Genomic DNA, 16895 nt, shown 5'->3' on the forward strand with positions numbered 1-16895 from the left:
CCCCTTTTTTGCATTCGTTGCCTCGGATCAGTGCCCGCCGAGGATGAAGCGGCGCCCGTCCTGCTCGGCAAACTCGACCTGCTGGCTGAAGGCGCCGCGCCCCGTTGAGACACGGCGGATGCGCGCCTCCTCCCGTGCCGGGCGGGAGAGGTCGCGGCCGACCATGCTCGGCGCCTTGGCGAGGCCGGTGAGGCCGAGCACGGTCGGGCCGATATCGATGATCCCGGCCGGCTCCTGCGAGACGCTGCCGACCTCGCCAGTGCCGGTGCCGACGATCAGCACGGTGTTGAGCTCGTGCGGGTTGACGCCGCCATGCATGCCGCCGCCGAGCGGGACGTCGCCCGGCGTCATCGCGCCGAGGCCGGGCAGTCCGTATTGGTCGGCCTCCAACGACGATTTCAGGATGAACATCAGGTCGGGCTGGCGCCCGGCATGGCCGGCGCCCATCAGGTCGAGCGACAAGGTGCCGGCGATGTCGCCTTCCTCGCCGCTGCCGCGCGAGAAGACATGCCCCACCGTCGGCTGCTCCATCAGCCAGGCGGCGATGCGCTCGAGTTGGCTGCGGTCGTCGCCGCGCAGGCGGATCTCGCCGCTGATGCCGCCAGTTGCGAGGAAGGCGGCGCCATCGACCGCCTTGGCGTTGCTGAGGTCGAAGCCGGCCCGGCGCGCCGCGTCGAACAGCGGCTCGACCGAGCCCGTCGAGATCTGGCCATGGTCGGAGGCGGCAATCACCGCGATGCGCTCGCCATCGGGCTGGGCCTCGACCCAGTCTAGGATGGCGCCGAAGGCGCGATCGGCCTGCTGCAGGCCGGCCTTGGCTTCTGGTGAGCCGAGGCCGCGGTAATGGAAGGTGGTGTCGGGCTCGTTGAACCAGATCAGCGCGACGTCGGGCTTCAACACCGGCAGCACATGCTCGACCATCAGCCGGCCGCCATAGGCGAGTTCGTCGAGGCGTGGCAGCTGGCGTTCCGGCAGCGGACCGAGCTTGGCGATGGCGTCCTCGACCGCTTCCGGCGTCTGCGTCGCCTCGGTCCCGAGCATCGTGAAGGTCCAGTGCCCGTTGGCGCGGGCACGCGGATTGATGAAATGCGCCGAGCCGGCCGAGCCGGTGTGGACGACGGCGAGCCTTTTGCCGGCCCGCGCCAGCACGTCGCCGAAAGTGTCGACCGCGATCAGCCGGCCGCCATGATGCGCTTCCGCCCGGCGCAGCATGCCGATGTCGCTGGTGTCGAAGATGCGCTCGGGGATGGCATCTGCGAGGTAGAAGGCGTTGCCGACGATGCCATGCACGCCGGGAGGCGCGCCGGTGGCGATTGCGCTGGTGGCGACGCGGGTCACCGAGGGGAAGACGCTGCGCGCCCGACGGAACCAGGTGCCGCGCGCCGCGAGGCGCAGGATGTTCGGGGTCAATTCGGGCGTGACCAGATCGGGCCGCAGGCCGTCGAAGACCGCGACGATGACGCGTGTGGCGGTGGAGCGATCGTCTTGGGCCATGTCGGTATCCGGTCGGTCGATGGAATCAGGCGGCTGCTGCGGCGGCGGCGTCCGAGGCCACCGGTACCAGATGGCAGGCGGCGAGTCGTCCGTCGCTGGTGGGGCGTAGCGTCGGCGTCTCCTCGCGGCAGCGGGCGATGGCGCGCGGGCAGCGCGGATGGAAGGCGCAGCCCGCCGGCCGGTCGACCGGATTGGGCGGGTCGCCGCGCAGGATGATGCGCTCGCGCGTGCCGCGCTGCAGCGTCGGCACAGCCGAGACCAGCGCCTCGGTGTAAGGATGGGCCGGCGCATGGAACAGCGCCTCCGGCGGGCCCTGTTCGACGATCTTGCCGAGATACATCACCGCGACCTCGTCGGCGATCTGCCGCACCACTTTCAGGTCGTGGCTGATGAAGAGATAGGCCATGCCGAAGCGCCCTTGCAGGTCCTGCAGCAGGTTGGTGACCTGGGCCGCGACCGAGACGTCGAGCGCCGAGATCGGCTCGTCGCAGACCAGCAGCTCCGGGCCGAGGATCAGCGCCCGGGCGAGCACGACGCGCTGGCGCTGCCCGCCGGAGAGCTCATGCGGATAGCGCTCGAACAGGTCCGGCCGCAGGCCGACCGCCTCGAACAGCTGGAGCGCCTTCTGCCGTCGCGCCCCGATGCCGGCTTCGAGGCCGTGGATGAGGAGCGGCTCGACGATCTGCTCGCCGACGGGCAGCCGCCGGTCGAGTGCCGCGAGCGGGTCCTGATGCACCAGCTGCATCCGCCGGCGCAGAGCCCGCCAATGACGATCGCGTGTCGCGCTGACCGCTTCGCCGGCGAATGTGATCCGCCCGCTTGTCGCCGGCAGCAGGCCGAGCGCGAGCCGCGCGGTGGTCGACTTGCCACAGCCGGATTCGCCGACCAGGCCGAGCGTCTTGCCGGCGGCGAGGGAAAAGCTGACGCCGTCGACGGCATGCAGCAATCGCTTCTGTCCGCTCGCCGTCGCGACCGGATAATGGCGGGCGAGATCGTCGACGCGCAGCAGCGGGGTCATGCGAAGGCTCCGACCGGAACCGGCTCACGGGCGGCAGGCGCCAGTGCCGTCTCGGCGAGACGCAGGCAGGCGGCACGCTGGTCCTGTGCCGCAAGCACGAGAGGCGGCGTTTCGCTCCGGCACGCCTCGGTCGCCAGGGAGCAGCGTGGTGCGAAGGCGCAGCCCGGCGGCATCCGGTCAGGCGCGGGGACGGTGCCCGCGATCGGCGTCAGCCGGCGGCGCGGCCCGTCGAGGCTGGGCAAGGCCGAGAGCAGGCCGCGCGTATAGGGATGGCGCGGCCGGCCGAGCAGGTCCTGCGTCGCCGCGGTCTCGACGACGCGGCCGGCATACATCACCGCGACGCGGTCGCAGAGATCGGCGACGACGCCGATGTCGTGCGAGATCAGCACCAGCCCCATGCCGCTCTCGCGACGGATGTCGCGGATGAGATCGAGGATCTGCGCCTGGATCGTCGCGTCGAGCGCGGTGGTCGGCTCGTCGGCGATCAGGACCTCCGGTTCGCCGGCGAGCGCCAGCGCGATCATCACGCGCTGGTTCATCCCCCCGGAGAACTCGTGCGGATATTGCCGCAGCCGTCGCGGAGCATCGGCGATGCCGACACGGTCGAGCAGGCGCAGGGCCTCGCGCTGGGCGGCGTCGCCGCGCAGGCCGCGATGCAGGCGCAGCACTTCCATCAACTGGGTGCCGATGCGCTGGACCGGGTTGAGCGAGCTGGTCGGGTCCTGGAAGATCAGTCCGATCCGCCCGCCGCGAACCCTTGCGAGTGCGTGCTCCGGCAGGCGAGTGATGTCCTTGCCTGCGAGCCGGACCTCGCCGGAGGTCGCGACGCCGCGGCCGAGCAGGCGCAAGGCGGCGAGCCAGGTCACGCTCTTGCCGCAGCCGGACTCCCCGACGATGCCGAGCGCCTCGCCCGGCGCAAGCCGGAGGTCGATGCCGCGCACGACTGGGACGGGGCCGTTGGCGCCCGGGAAAGCCACTGAAAAGCCATCCAGTGCCAGCAGCGGCGTGATGGGCGCCTGCATGTCGGGCAGCAGCGCGGCCATGCCGGGGCGGTCGCTTGTGATCGGGAGCGTCATCGCAGCGGGATAGACGCGCTTCGATGACCGTGATGTGACGCGATTGGCTCAACCAAGCCCGGCTGCATTCTGGCGAGGCCGCGCGACGTCGGCCACGGGCGCTGAGCAAATCGCGTTGGCAAGGATTGTCGATGTGCAGGCGAACAAGGTTATGAAGTTCAACCGAGGATAGCCTCGCGCCTAATCAAACCTAGAATACCTTCAATCTGATCGGGAAGTCTTGAGGCGGGAGACGATTGAACTATGCTGCGCCGGTGAACGCCAACCAGACCCTTTCCGCTCCTCAATCCTTGGTGGGCCTGCCGCTGTTCTCGCGGCAGCTGTCGCTGTCGGCCGGGACATTTCCGATTCCCGAAGGCGAACGCATCATCGGGCCGATGCGGCGGGGTCTCAAGATCGCGGTCATGCTCGACGGACGGCAATCCCTGGAGATCGATGATCAGCCTGCCGTCATGGTCCGTGGGCCGGCGCTGCTGGTCACCGCCAATGTCGGCGATCATGTCCAGCAGCGCACCGGTCTCAGCGGCGGCATGGTCCGCTGCGTGCTGATGCAGTTCGACCTCGATTTCGTCGAGCGGGAATTCGCCGCCCCGATGCAGCAGCTGTTCGCACTGGCGGGGGCCGGGGATGCCGGCATCTGGGTGCGGCCGGCCGATGCCGAACTCTGCGCGCTCGCCCTCCAGATCGCGGAATCGCCGGTGGCGGCGCCGCTGCGGCGACTCTACCTCGCGGGCAAGGCGCTCGAGCTGACGGCCAAGGCGCTCGACCGGATCGTCGGCCAGCCGCCCTTGCGGCCGGCGCGGCTTCCGGTCCGGACGCGCGAGCAGGTCCATGCTGTCCGGGACATGCTGGTCGCTGCGATGCAGAAGCCACCGAGCCTGGCCGAGCTTGCCCGTGCGACGGGTCTCAATCCGACCAAGCTGACTGCGGCCTTCCGCGCCGAGTTCGGAGACAGCGTCTTCGGCTATCTGCAGGAACAGCGTCTGCAGCAGGCGCATGCGCTGATCGCCGAGGGCGAGGCGAGCATCGCGGAAGCGGCTTTCCGCGTCGGCTACACCCCGGCGCATTTCTCCAGCCTGTTCCGCAAGCGCTTTGGCATGTCGCCGAGCGCGCTGCGTTGAGGGACGCCTTCTGCTTCAGAGCTGGAAAGGCTCGAAACTGCAGCGAAAGAAATACTGCCGCGATCGAAAGCCGACGGCGTTGCCGGCCAAGCATGCTTCCTGAAAGAACCCTGCCAATGGGTCGCCAGGACGGCGAAGGGGCAAGAGTATCGGCATGACCACGGTTTTCATCACGGGCAATCGCGTCGCGTTGGCGGCCGGCGTCGCCTTCGGAGCAATTATCGCGGCCTTGCCGGGCAGCGCCCTGGCGCAAAGCAGCGAAGCGGTCAGCCTGGACACGATCGAGGTCCAGGGCGAACGAGCCGGAGGGCCGGTCAACGGCTATGTCGCCCGCCGGAGCGCGTCCGCGACCAAGACCGACACGCCTCTGATCGAAACGCCGCAATCGGTCACCGTCGTCACCCGCGACCAGATGGACGACCAGGGTGTCCAGAGCGTCAGCCAGGCGCTGCGCTATTCGGCGAGCGTGCTCGGCGAGACGCGCCTGTCGATGGGGCGCTATGACAGCGTCTTCATCCGCGGCTTCGGCGGCGCCGGTACCGGCGCCGGCTTCGTCAACAATCTCGACGGCCTGCGCCTGCTGCGCGGCTACAATTTCCTCGTGCCGTCAGTCGATCCTTGGGGGCTCGAGCGCGTCGAGGTGATCCGCGGCCCGGCCTCGGTCGTCTTCGGCCAGGTCAAGCCCGGCGGCTTGATCAACATGATCAGCAAGCGCCCGCGTGACGAGGCCCATGGCGAGGTCCAGGTCCAGTTCGGCAGCTTCGAGCGCAAGCAGCTCGCCTTCGACATCGGCGGGCCGGTGACCGCCGACAAGACCGTGCTCTATCGCATCGTCGGACTCGGCCGCGCCGCCGACACGCAGGTCGACTTCACCAAGGAAGAGCGCCTCTATATCGCTCCGTCGCTGACCTTCCGGCCGAATGCGGCGACCAGCCTGACGCTGCTGACCTCCTTCCAGCGCGACCCGGAAACCGGCTTCTACGGCTTCATGCCTTCGGTCGGCACCGTGCTGCCGAACCGCAACGGCCGCATCCGCAGCAATGTCTTCCCGGGCGAGCCGAACTATGAGGGCTATAGCCGCAATCATCTGACGGCCGGCTATGCCTTCGAACACCGCTTCAACGACGTCTTCAGCGTCCGCCAGAACGTCCGCTACAGCGATCTGGAATCGCGCTTCCGGACGGTGGCGGCGGCCTCTCTGGGGGCCGACCAGCGCACTGTCACGCGCCGCGTCACCGCTTCGAACGAGAAGGCCAAGACCTTCGGCATCGACAACCAGCTCCAGGCCGATTTCCGCACCGGCCCGCTGACCCACAAGGTGCTGTTCGGTGTCGACGGCTACTGGTCGGACGCCACGGCCTTCACCGGCGCCGGCGGCACGGTGCAGACGCTCGACTTGTTCAGGCCGGTCTATGGTCGGACGCCGTTCGCGGTGCCGGCCCTCCCCGGAACGAAATACGAGTCGCAGCAATACGGCATCTACCTGCAGGACGAGATCAAGATCGACCGGTTGTCGGTCGTGCTCGGTGGCCGCTTCGACCGCGCCATGTCGCGCGCCCGCAACCTCACCAATGCTGCCCTGACCAAGCAGGACGACACCGCCAATACCGGCCGCGTCGCGGTCATGTACAATTTCGACAATGGCTTTGCGCCCTATGCGAGCTACTCGACATCGTTCGATCCACAGACGGGAGCGACCTTCGCCGGAGCGGCGTTCAAGCCGACCGAGGGCGAGCAGTACGAGGCCGGTTTCAAGTATCAGCCGCCCGGTTCCAGCGCCTTCCTGCAGGCGGCGGTCTACCAGCTGACCCAGACCAACGTCCCGACCACCGACACCAGCAATCCCGGCTTCCAGGTCCAGACCGGCGAGGTCAGGGCGCGCGGCGTCGAGGTCGAGGCCAGGGCGACCGTCTTCGACAATCTCGATCTCGTTGCGGCCTATACCTATACCGATGCCGAGGTGACCAAGAGCACCGGCGTCGATCTCGGCAAGCGGCCGACGGTCGTGCCCCGCCACATGGCCTCGCTCTGGGCGCACTACACCTTCAAGACCGGCCTGTTCTCAGGGCTCGGCCTCGGCGCCGGCGTGCGCTATGTCGGCAAGGGCGCCGGCGATGCCGGCAACACCTTCTTCACCGACGACTACGCGCTTGTCGACGCCGCGATCAGCTATGATCTCGGTGCCGCCAACGCCGCGATGAAGGGCTGGAAGGTGCAGGTCAACGCCCAGAACCTGTTCGACAAGGAGTATGTCTCCGGCTGCTACGGCGCCGTGCAGTGCTCCTTCGGCCTGCGCCGCACCGTGCTGGCGACCCTGTCCTATCGCTGGTGAGGGCAGGCGGGATGCTGCGCCCGGAGCCGGTTGCATTTACGGGGCATGACCTCCCGGCTTCCCGGCCGGTCGTGCTGCCGCAGACGCACGGCCTCGCCTTCGTCGCGCCTGGAGGAGCCGAGTATCGGCTCCTGGTGGGGATCCCGTCCGTGCCGGCGCCGGCTGCGGGCTTTCCCGTCCTGATTGTCGTCGATGGCGATGCGCTGTTCCCGACGGCGCTGTCCGCCGCGCGGTTGCAGGGCGGTCGCCCCGAGGTGACCGGCGTCGGTCCGGCTGTGATCCTCGGCATCGGCTATCCCGGCGCGGCGCCCTTCGACGCCGAGCGGCGCCGGCGTGACCTCCTGCCGGCGGATGGCGGCGCCGACCGCTTCCTCGACCTGATCGAAGGTGGAATCCTGGCGCAGGTCGAACGATTCGCGCCGATCGACCGGGCGCGCCTGTCGCTGGCCGGCCATTCCTTCGGCGGGCTCTTTTCCCTCTACGCGCTGTTCGCGCGGCCCGGCCTGTTCCGCAGCTATGTCGCCGGCAGCCCGTCGATCTGGTGGGAGGAGCGCGCCATCCTCAAGACGCGCGAGCGGTTCCTGCGTTTACCTGTGGCGGCGAACGCCCCGCGCCTGTTGATCGCCGTCGGCGGTGACGAGCAGAACGGCGACGAGCGGCGTGATCCGCAGCGGGCGGCGCGCCTGCGCATGGCGCGGATGCTCGACAACGCCGCCGAGATGGCTGGGGCGCTGACCGCCTCGGGGCGGGTTGCCTGCGAGCATGTCGTCTTCGCGGGCGAGAACCATATCTCCGTCCTTCCGGCCATGCTGTCGCGCGCGGTCGCCTTCACGCTCGGCGAAGACATCGGCCAGAGAGGCACGCCATGATCGCCTTGCCGTTACAGCCCCTGATGCGGCTGCTGCTCGCCGCCGCCTTGCTTTGCGCGCTGGCGCTGCCGGCCCGCGCCGAGCGGATCACCGTGACCGACCTGCTCGGGCGCAGCGTGATCTTGCCCGGGCCGGCGAAGCGGATCGTGCTGGCGCAGGGACGCCAGCTCAATGCGCTCGGGCTGCTTCATCCCGACCCGATCAGCCTGCTGGCCGGCTGGGGCGCCGATCATCGCCGCCAGAACCCCGACGCCTATGCCCGCTATCTCGCCAAGTTCCCGGCGATCGAGAGCGTGCCGACTGTCGGCGACGGCGGCACGCAGGACGGCTTCTCCTTCGAGAAGGCGGTGTCGCTGTCACCGGACCTGGTGATCCTCAGCTCGTCGCTCGCCGGCACGCGGCGCGGGCCGGGCGATCTCGTCCAGCGTTTCGAGGCGGCCGGCATCAAGGTCGCCGTGGTCGATTTCTACCTGCAGCCGATGCGCGACACGCTGCCGAGCCTGCGCATCCTCGGCAAGCTGATCGGCCGCGAAGAGCAGGCCGAGGCCTATATCCGCTTCTACGAGGAGCGCCGGCGCCTGATCGAGGAACGCGTGCGCGGCGCGGAACGTCCGGCTGTCTTCATGCATGCCCATGCCGGCGGCTTCGATTGCTGCCCGACGCCGGGCAAGGGCACCTTCGACGACTTCATCACCGCGGCTGGCGGCCGCAATATCGCCGCCGCGATGCTGCCGGGCGCGACCGGGCAGATCAGCCTCGAGCAGCTGCTGGCCGCCGATCCCGCGATCTATGTCGGGACCGGGGGCACCCATCTGGCAAAGCTCGGTGGCCTCGTCCTCGGGCTGGGCGTGCCCCGCGAGACCTCAGCGCAGAGCTTCGCCGCGCTGCTGGGACGGCCCGGCATCGCCGCGCTCGCCGCCGTGCGCAATCACCGGGCCTACGGGCTCTGGCAGCTCTTCAACGATACCCCGCTCCACATCGTCGCCATCGAGCGGCTGGCGACATGGTTCCACCCCGATCGCTTCGCCGATGTCGATCCGCAGGCGACGCTGGACGAAATCTCCCGCCGTTTCTCGGCGATTCCGCTCGACGGCGCGCTCTGGATCGAAAGTGCCGGCCAGGCCAAGCCCTGACAGCCGGGACAGCGACAGGATACCTCCCGATGACCATGCTTCGCGCGCAAACGCGTATTGTCTTGCCGGACCCCGCTGCCGTGCTGCGCCCGCTCTGCGAGCATCTGCTCGAGCACGAGGCTGAAATCAGCGAGGCCGATGGCGTGACGACGATCAGCTTCGGCGACAGCCGGGCGGAGCTGACCGTGGAGCCGGGAGCCCTGTCCGTGGCGATCGAGGCTCCCGATCTCGCCCAGCTGCAAGGCAACAAGTTCGCGATTGCGAGCCATGTCGTCGAGTTCGCGCCGGAAGGCGCCGCCCCTGCGATCCGCTGGCTCGGCGACGGCGCCGAGCCGATGCTGCCGCCGGATTTCCGCGTGCTGAGCGTGACCGGCGTCGAGCAATTGACGCCGCATATGCGCCGCATCCGCTTCCGCGGCGAGGACCTTGCTCGCTACGATTCTCTGGAGGCGCTGCATGTGCGCCTGTTCATCCCGCCGGCGGGCCTTGCCGAGCCGGTCTGGCCGATGATCGGCGCAGATGGGCTGCTGCAGGCGCCGCCGGAAGGACAGCGGCCGGCAGTCCGCAAATATACGATCCGCGAGATCGATGTTGCAGCCGGCACGCTCGCCATCGATTTCGTGCTGCATGACGACGCCGGGCCGGGCTCGGCCTTCGCAGCGCGCGTAGAGATCGGCGACCGCATCGGCATGGCCGGGCCGGGCGGGCGCGGGCTGAAGCAGGCTGAGCGCTACCTCTTCCTCGCCGACGAGACCGGCCTGCCGGCGCTCGCCCGCATGCTGGAGCATCTGCCGGCTGATGCGTCCGGCCTCGCGTTGGTCGAAATCGCCGATGCCGCGGAGCGCCAGCCTCTCGCCATGCCGGAAGGGATCAACTTGCGCTGGCTGCATCGCGACGGTGCGGCGCCGGGCTCGACGAGCCTGCTGACCGACGCATTGGCAACGCTCGACTGGCCGGCGGGCGAGGGCAGCCTTTATCTCTGGGCCGCCTGCGAGCACGCTGCCTTCCGCGAGATCCGTGCCGCGGCACGCCAGTATCTGCGCTCCGACATCGATGCACATCTCGTCGTCAGCTACTGGCGCGCCGGTATCTCGGAGGAGCAACACGCGGCGGAGAAGCGCAAGGCCGCTTAGATCAGTGCGCGAAGCGGGCGGCCGCGAAGGGCGCGGCATCGCAGAACGGAGCCTGCCCGGTCATCATCTCGGCCAGCAGTCGCCCGGTTGCCGGGCCGAGCGTGAAGCCGTGATGGGCGTGGCCGAAGGCGAGCCAGAGGCCGCGATGCCGGGGCGCCGGGCCGATGATCGGCAGCATGTCCGGCAGGCAGGGGCGGGCACCGCGCCAGGGTTCGGCATCGAGGCGTTCGCCCAATGGCATGATCCGGCGGGCGACGGTCTCGGCCTGGTCGAGCTGCCAGGAATCAGAGGGTGCGTCGCGCGCGGCAAGCTCGATGCCGGTGGTCAGGCGAATGCCACGCGTCATCGGGGTCACCACGAAGCCGGCCTCGACATCGCAGAGCGGATGTCGCGGGGCAGCCCCGTCCATGGCTGCGTAATGCATGTGGTAGCCACGCTTGAAGCCGAGCGGGAAACGATAGCCGAGTCGTTCGCAGAGATCGTTCGACCAGGGGCCCAGCGCGACGACGGCTTCGGGCGCGCGCCAGTCCTCGCCACTGGCCGGCAGGCGCCAGCCCGTGCCGTCCCGCTGCAGGCTGGTCGCGTCGGCGCGTCGCAGCTCGCCGCCGCGCGCAGCGAAAAGGGCGGCGTAGGCGCGCGTCACCGCGCCGGGATCGCTGACCGTCTCCGGATCGCGCCAATGTACCGCGCCGGCGATTGCGCCCGGTAGCAGCCCCGGTTCGCGCGCCCGCAATGCGGCTTCGTCCAGGACATCATAGGTAAGGCGATAGGGCGCGAGTTCCTCTGCCGCCTTCGCCGCCTGCTGCAGGTCGCGGTGGTTGCGATAGAGCTCGATCCAGCCCTCACTGCGCATCAGGGCTTCGGTGCCGGCGGCCTTGGTCCAGTGCCGATGCTCGTCGATGCAGCGCTCGATCAGCGGCAGGATGGCGCGTCCCAACCTGTCGAGCCGGTCGGGCGCCGAATTCCACCAATAACGTGCGAGCCAGGGCGCCATCCGCAGCAGGGCGGCGGGCCGGTAGCGCACTGCGATCGAGCGGTTCGAGGCAAAGGCGAGAAGCGTCGCGAGGTTGCGCGGGAAGGCGTAGGGGACGACCGAGGCGCGTTCGATCAGCCCGGCATTGCCATGGCTGGTCTCGGCTCCGGGCTCGCCGCGGTCGACCAGCAGGACGCTGCGGCCGCGCTCCTGCAGATGCAGGGCGATGCTGACGCCGACGATGCCGGCCCCGAGCACGATCACATCGGCCTGTCGTCCTGCGGTCGTCATCGCCTCGCTCGCGCTGTTCTCGTTCAGATGAGCTCAGCCGAGGTGACGACATGCGTCCCTGACTTTGCTGCGATGGCGGCCTCGATCATCGCGGCGGCGATGCGCCTGGCCGGATTGATGCGCCAGGCGCGAGGCAGCAGCGGGCCGAGGATACCAAGCAGGACGAGCGCGGCGCGTTCGGCGGGGCGGCTTTCGCGCCGCTCACCGCCGATCAGCCCCGGCCTGACAAAGGTCAGCGAGGCGAAGTCGAGGCCGGTGAGATCCCGCTCCAGCTCGCCCTTCACCCGATTATAGAAGATGCGCGAGGCCGGATCGGCGCCGAGCGCCGAGTTCAGGACGAAGACCGGTGTGCCGTGCCGGCGGGCAAGCCTGGCGACGGCAAGCTGATAATCGTGATCGACCCGCCGGAAAGCGTCCTGCGAGCCGGCAGTGCGGATTGTGGTGCCGAGCGCTGAGATCGCCGCATCCGCCGCCCACCAGGGCGCATCCTCGGGCAGCGCCTCGAAGTCGACGGTCGGTGCGAGGAGCTTGGGATGGGCCGGCAGGGCGCGGCGCGTCGGAGCAACCACCGCATCGATGCGCGGATCGGCGAGTGCCTGCGCCAGAACATGGCCGCCGACCAGTCCCGTCGCACCCGCCAGCAGCAGCTTCATCGCGATCTGCCTCCCGTCAAAACCGAACGCCAGATGTCGCAGATCGGGCTTGGCCGGTCGAGCCTCAGGCGACTGCCGTCGCCTCCGGTTTCAGCTCCTCGACCGACGGGATGCGGCCTTCATACCACCAGGCAGCGGCGGCGCGCGACATCGCCGCGCCGTCATGGCCAATGCCGGGCACGGTGATCAGCGTCCAGTTGCAGGGCAGGCCGCGGCGGGCTGCTTCCGCCCTGGCGAAGTCGAGCATGAAATGGGCGCGGGCATAGCGCATCGGCCCCTGCGCCAGAGCCTCCGGCTGCGTCGGCAGGTTGGGGTCATCCGTGACGATGTCCTGATCGCCGGCGAAGATCACCATTGGCCAGGCGAGCCAGCGCGCGAGATCCGCCTCGCCGAGGCCGAGCCCGCCGAGCCCTTCCGGAAAGCGCCGCTCCAGCGTCGGCAGCGTGTACCAGCCGGAATTGGCGGGGAAGGCGACCTCGTAGGGGGTCTCGCTTTGCGTCGCCAGCAGGCGATGGACGAACTGGCCGCCGGCGGAGTGGCCGAACAGCTTGACCTTATCGCGCGTGGTGACGCCGGCCTGGCGCAACGCCGCCAGTACGCGGGCGGGAATGGAGTACAGCCAGTCCTTGGAAGCGGCGATCGTGCCATCCTCGCCGACGACGAGGCCATTATTGTAGCTCTCGGCCTTGGGGAAATGCTCGTTGCCGAAAGTCGGCGCGACGATCAGGAGGCTGTGCTTCTCGGCGGCGTCGATCCAGAAGTCGCGGTAGTCGTCGCCATTACGCAGCATCCCGTGCTGCACGAACACGACTTCATCCTCGGGACGATGCCGCGCCGGCCGGTAGAAATTGATCTCCAGAGGTCGCTCCGGATGGCGGGCGTCGATGAAGGGCAGCGTGTTGCGGCCCTGTGGCGGATCGAGAACGAGCGTGGTCATGCGGCTTTCGCTGTCGTGTGCAGGTGGCAGGCGGCGCTGCGGCCGGGAGCGATCTCCGTAAGGTCCGGGCGGACCTCGCGGCAAACCGCCATGGCGTGCTCGCAGCGCGGGTGGAACGGACAGCCGGGCGGTGGGGCCAGCGGCGAGGGCAGTTCGCCCTTGAGCGGCTGGAAGCTGCTCCTGCGCCGTGCCGCCGAGGGGATCGCCTTGATCAAAGCGGCGCTATAGGGGTGCGCCGGCTCGGCGAAGATTGAGGTTGCGCTGCCGATCTCGACGATGCGGCCGAGATACATGATCGCGACGCGGTCGCTGATATGGCGGACGAGGCCGAGATCGTGGCTGACGAAGAGATAGGTCAGCCCGTGCCGCTCGCGCACATCCATGAACAGGTTGATCACCTGCGCCTGGATCGAGACGTCGAGCGCCGAGACCGGCTCGTCGCAGACCAGGAAATCCGGCTTGACCGCGAGCGCCCGGGCGATGCCGATGCGCTGGCGCTGGCCGCCGGAGAACTGGTGCGGGTAGCGCTCGCGATAGGCGAGGTCGAGCCCGACCTCGGACAGCGCCCGGTCGACCGCGCCGTCGAGCTCGGCCTTCGGCACCAGCTTGTGGACCGCGAGAGCCTCGCCGACGATACGGCTCACCCGCATGCGCGGATCGAGCGAGGCATAGGGGTCCTGGAAGATCATCTGCACCTTGAGCAGATAATCGAGCCGGTCCTTGCCCTTCAGCGCCGCGGCCGAGCGCCCCTTGTAGAAGACCTCGCCCTCGGTCGGCGGCAGGATGCCGGTGGCGATCCGCGCCAAAGTCGACTTGCCGCAGCCGGATTCGCCGACGAGGCCGAGCACCTCGCCCTTGCGGACGCTGAGATCGACGCCGTCGACAGCCTTAAGCGTCGAGGGCGGCGCGTGCCGGCCGATCGCGGTCAGGATGCGCTCGGCCATATTGGCCTTGCCGCGGAAATATTTGCGGACGCCGCGCAGCTCGAACAGGGTCTCGCTCATGCCGCCACCTGATCCGGCACGGGGTTGTGGCAGCGCAGCGTGCGGCCATCAAAGGCCTGCGGCTGCGGATCGCTGTCGGCGCAGATCGGCAGCGCCCGCTCGCAGCGCGGCCGGAACGGACAGCCGGAGGGACGCGAGTCGATGCGCGGCGCCATGCCGTCGATCTGGTGCAGGCGCTCGCCCGGCTCGACCATGGTGGCGGAGGAATTGAGCAGGCCGAGCGTATAGGGATGGCGCGGCCGGTCGAGCACGGTCTCGACCTCGCCGATCTCGACGATGCGCCCGGCATACATCACCGCCACGCGGTCGGCGAGCTCGGCCACCACCGCGAGGTCATGGGTGATCCAGATCACCGCGGCCCCGCTCTCGCGCGAAAGCTTCTGCACCTCGTAGAGGATCTGCGCCTGGATGGTGACGTCGAGCGCCGTGGTCGGCTCGTCGGCGATGATCAGGTCGGGATCGTTCAGGAGCGCGGTCGCGATCGCGACGCGCTGGCGCATGCCGCCGGAGAATTCATGCGGATACTGCTTGAGGCGGGCTTCCGGCGAGGAGATGCCGACGCGCGCCAGCGCCTTTGCCGCCTTGCCGAGCGCCTCCTGCCGGCTGCAGGCGCGATGCTCGAGGATCGCCTCGCTCATCTGCTCGCCGATGCTGAGCACCGGGTTCAGCGTCATCAGCGGATCCTGGAAGATCATCGCGATCCGGTCGCCGCGCAATTGGCGCAGCCGTTCCTGCGAGGCGGCGCGCAGATCATCGCCGTCGAACAGCACCTCGCCGGCGACGACTTCGCCCGGCGGATCGATCAGCTGCACCAGCGAGAAGCCGGTTACAGACTTGCCCGAGCCGGATTCGCCGACGAGGCCGAGCACCTCGCCCTTTGCGACGGAGAAGTCGACGCCGTCGACCGCCGGCCAGGCGCCGTCCTGCGCATGGAACACGGTCTTGAGGCCGCGCACGGAAAGGAGGGGAGCGTCGCTCATGCGCGCACGTTGAAGCTGCGGCGCAGGCGATCGCCGACGAGGTTGAGCGACATGATCAGGAGCACGAGCGCGATGCCGGGGAAGACGGCGATCCAGTATTCGCCGGAGAGCAGGAATTCGAAGCCGTTGGCGATGAGCAGGCCGAGCGAGGGCTGCGTCACCGGCACGCCGACGCCGAGGAAGGACAGCGTCGCCTCCAGCGTGATCGCCGAGGCGATGCTGATCGAGGCGACGACGAGCACGGCGCCGACCGAGTTCGGCAGCAGATGCGCCAGCATGATGTGGCGGGTCGGCAGGCCGAAATTCACGGCCGCCTCGATATATTCCTTGCGCCGCTCGACCAGCGCCGCCGCCCGCATCAGCCGGGCGTACTGCGCCCATTGCACCAGCACGATGGCGAGGATGACCTTGTCGACCCCGCGCCCGATCGAGGCGAGCAGCACCAGCGCGACCAGGATCGAGGGGAAGCCGAGCATGAAGTCGACGATGCGCATGATGATCGCGTCGACCACGCCGCCGAACTGCGCCGCGGCGAGGCCGGCGAGGATGCCGATCGAGAGCGCGCCGACGGTCGAGGCAAGGCCCACGAGCAGGCTGGTGCGCAGGCCGTAGAGGATGGCGCTCAGCATGTCGCGGCCCTGCGCATCGCTGCCGAGCCAGAAGGTGAAGCCGCTCATGCCCTGCTCGCCGGGTGCCAGCCGGTTGTCCATGACGCTGAGCGAGCCGAGGTCGTGCGGGTTCTGCGGCGTGATGAACGGCGCCAGCAGAGCGAGCGCCACCATGATCCCGAGCAGGATCGCCGCGCCGCGCGTGGTCGGGCGATTGCGCAGATGGCGCAGCACCTTCTCGCGCAGCGGTGTGTCGGCCTTGATGGGGCCGGCGAGGCGGGGAGCGTCCAGGCTCATGCCTGCTCTCCGGCGAGCTTCACCCGCGGGTCGAGCGCGGCATAGAGCACATCGACCAGGAAGTTGACGGTGACGAAGAGCAGCGTCGCCAGCAGGACATAGGCGACGACCACCGGCCGATCGAGCTGGTAGACCGAGTCGATCAGCAGCTTGCCCATGCCCGGCCAGGCGAAGACGGTCTCGGTGATGGTCGAGAAGGCCACGAGGCTGCCGAACTCGACGCCGACCACGGTGACGACCGGGATCAGGATGTTGCGCAGGATGTGCCGGTTGACGATGCGCTTCGGGCGCACGCCCTTGGCGCGGGCGTATTTGACGTAGTCCTGCGTCATCGTCTCGGTGGTGCCGGCGGCGACGAGGCGCACGATCAGCGCAAGGTTGGGAATGGCGAGGTTGAGGGCGGGCAGGGCGATGTGCTGCAGGCCGTCCAAGGTCAAAAGGCTGGTCTGGATGCCGAGCAGCGAGACCGTCTCGCCGCGCCCCGCGGTCGGCAGCCAGCCGAGCCAGACGGCGAAGAGCAGGATCAGCATCATGCCCTTCCAGAAGCTCGGCAGCGAGAAGCCGAGCACGGTGCCGGCCATGACGATGCGGGCGCGCCGGCTGTCGGGGTTCAAGCCCGCCATCAGGCCGAGCGGGATGCCGGCGGCGAGCGCCAGCGTCATCGCCAGCAGCACGAGTTCGAAGGTCGCCGGCAGGCGCTGCAGGATCAGTTGCAGCGCCGGGATGCCATGCACGAAGGAGCGGCCGAGATCGCCCTTCAGCGCATTGGCCATGAAGGTCAGGTATTGCTGCCAGACCGGCAGGTCGAGCCCGAGGCGGCGGATCAGCGCTTCGCGCTCGGCCGCGCTGGCCGAGGGCGAGACCAGTAGCTCGATCGGATCACCGATGCCGTAGACCGCGAAGAAGACCACGACCGAGACCGCGAGCAGCACGAGCACGCTCTGGATCAGCCGCTGCAGGACAAAGGCGGTCATGG

General features: G+C 69.0%; 15 protein-coding genes. 5 read left to right on the plus strand and 10 right to left on the minus strand.

What is annotated here, in order from left to right; translation table 11 throughout:
* Window positions 1-27: 27 nt before the first annotated feature.
* The 3 genes from VGV58_RS12795 to VGV58_RS12805 are packed head-to-tail and all read right to left on the minus strand — an operon-like array spanning window position 28 to window position 3534.
* Complete coding sequence (locus tag VGV58_RS12795) at window positions 28-1494, minus strand: alkaline phosphatase family protein (RefSeq protein WP_326874392.1); 1467 nt, start codon at window positions 1492-1494, stop codon at window positions 28-30.
* A gap of 25 nt (window positions 1495-1519) precedes the next feature.
* Window positions 1520-2512, minus strand: coding sequence for an ABC transporter ATP-binding protein (locus tag VGV58_RS12800; RefSeq protein ID WP_326874393.1), 993 nt, complete (start codon window positions 2510-2512; stop codon window positions 1520-1522).
* Complete coding sequence (locus VGV58_RS12805) at window positions 2509-3534, minus strand: ABC transporter ATP-binding protein (RefSeq protein WP_414643980.1); 1026 nt, start codon at window positions 3532-3534, stop codon at window positions 2509-2511. The genes VGV58_RS12800 and VGV58_RS12805 overlap by 4 nt, the downstream gene beginning before the upstream one ends.
* Before the next feature lie 290 nt (window positions 3535-3824).
* Here VGV58_RS12805 and VGV58_RS12810 point away from each other — a divergent pair, with 290 nt between their 5' ends.
* The 5 genes from VGV58_RS12810 (at window position 3825) to VGV58_RS12830 (ending at window position 10176) form a co-directional block, all read left to right on the plus strand.
* Window positions 3825-4709, plus strand: coding sequence for a helix-turn-helix transcriptional regulator (locus VGV58_RS12810; protein ID WP_326874395.1), 885 nt, complete (start codon window positions 3825-3827; stop codon window positions 4707-4709).
* A 154-nt stretch (window positions 4710-4863) separates the two neighbouring features.
* Window positions 4864-7041 (plus strand): TonB-dependent siderophore receptor, encoded by a 2178-nt coding sequence (locus tag VGV58_RS12815; RefSeq protein ID WP_326874396.1) that lies wholly within the window; start codon window positions 4864-4866, stop codon window positions 7039-7041.
* A gap of 71 nt (window positions 7042-7112) precedes the next feature.
* A complete protein-coding gene (locus VGV58_RS12820; protein ID WP_326874397.1) occupies window positions 7113-7910 on the plus strand; it encodes an alpha/beta hydrolase in 798 nt (265 codons plus the stop codon).
* Window positions 7907-9043: an ABC transporter substrate-binding protein gene (locus tag VGV58_RS12825; protein WP_326874398.1), complete on the plus strand. Its 1137-nt coding sequence runs from the start codon at window positions 7907-7909 to the stop codon at window positions 9041-9043. The genes VGV58_RS12820 and VGV58_RS12825 overlap by 4 nt, the downstream gene beginning before the upstream one ends.
* A 29-nt stretch (window positions 9044-9072) precedes the next feature.
* A complete protein-coding gene (locus VGV58_RS12830; RefSeq protein WP_326874399.1) occupies window positions 9073-10176 on the plus strand; it encodes a siderophore-interacting protein in 1104 nt (367 codons plus the stop codon).
* Between the two features lies 1 nt (window position 10177).
* Here VGV58_RS12830 and VGV58_RS12835 read toward each other — a convergent pair whose 3' ends face one another.
* The 7 genes from VGV58_RS12835 to VGV58_RS12865 all read right to left on the minus strand — a co-directional run bounded on the left by VGV58_RS12835 (window position 10178) and on the right by VGV58_RS12865 (window position 16893).
* On the minus strand, window positions 10178-11440 hold the full coding sequence (locus VGV58_RS12835; RefSeq protein WP_326874400.1) for an NAD(P)/FAD-dependent oxidoreductase: 1263 nt from the start codon (window positions 11438-11440) through the stop codon (window positions 10178-10180).
* A 23-nt stretch (window positions 11441-11463) separates the two neighbouring features.
* Window positions 11464-12093 carry a Rossmann-fold NAD(P)-binding domain-containing protein gene (locus VGV58_RS12840; protein ID WP_326874401.1) on the minus strand — a complete coding sequence of 210 codons (630 nt, stop codon included), beginning with the start codon at window positions 12091-12093 and terminating at the stop codon, window positions 11464-11466.
* Between the two features lie 64 nt (window positions 12094-12157).
* On the minus strand, window positions 12158-13030 hold the full coding sequence (locus VGV58_RS12845) for an alpha/beta hydrolase family protein (protein WP_326874402.1): 873 nt from the start codon (window positions 13028-13030) through the stop codon (window positions 12158-12160).
* Window positions 13027-14034, minus strand: coding sequence for an ABC transporter ATP-binding protein (locus VGV58_RS12850; RefSeq protein WP_326874403.1), 1008 nt, complete (start codon window positions 14032-14034; stop codon window positions 13027-13029). The genes VGV58_RS12845 and VGV58_RS12850 overlap by 4 nt, the downstream gene beginning before the upstream one ends.
* The gene (locus tag VGV58_RS12855) at window positions 14031-15014 is read right to left on the minus strand and encodes an ABC transporter ATP-binding protein (RefSeq protein WP_326874404.1); all 984 of its coding nucleotides are present in this window, start codon (window positions 15012-15014) and stop codon (window positions 14031-14033) included. Before VGV58_RS12855 ends, VGV58_RS12850 begins: the two co-directional genes overlap by 4 nt.
* A complete protein-coding gene (locus VGV58_RS12860; RefSeq protein WP_326874405.1) occupies window positions 15011-15919 on the minus strand; it encodes an ABC transporter permease in 909 nt (302 codons plus the stop codon). Before VGV58_RS12860 ends, VGV58_RS12855 begins: the two co-directional genes overlap by 4 nt.
* Window positions 15916-16893: an ABC transporter permease gene (locus tag VGV58_RS12865; RefSeq protein ID WP_326874406.1), complete on the minus strand. Its 978-nt coding sequence runs from the start codon at window positions 16891-16893 to the stop codon at window positions 15916-15918. Before VGV58_RS12865 ends, VGV58_RS12860 begins: the two co-directional genes overlap by 4 nt.
* Between the last annotated feature and the right edge of the window lie 2 nt (window positions 16894-16895).

The organism is Allobosea sp. (assembly GCF_035944895.1).
GTDB lineage: Bacteria > Pseudomonadota > Alphaproteobacteria > Rhizobiales > Beijerinckiaceae > Allobosea.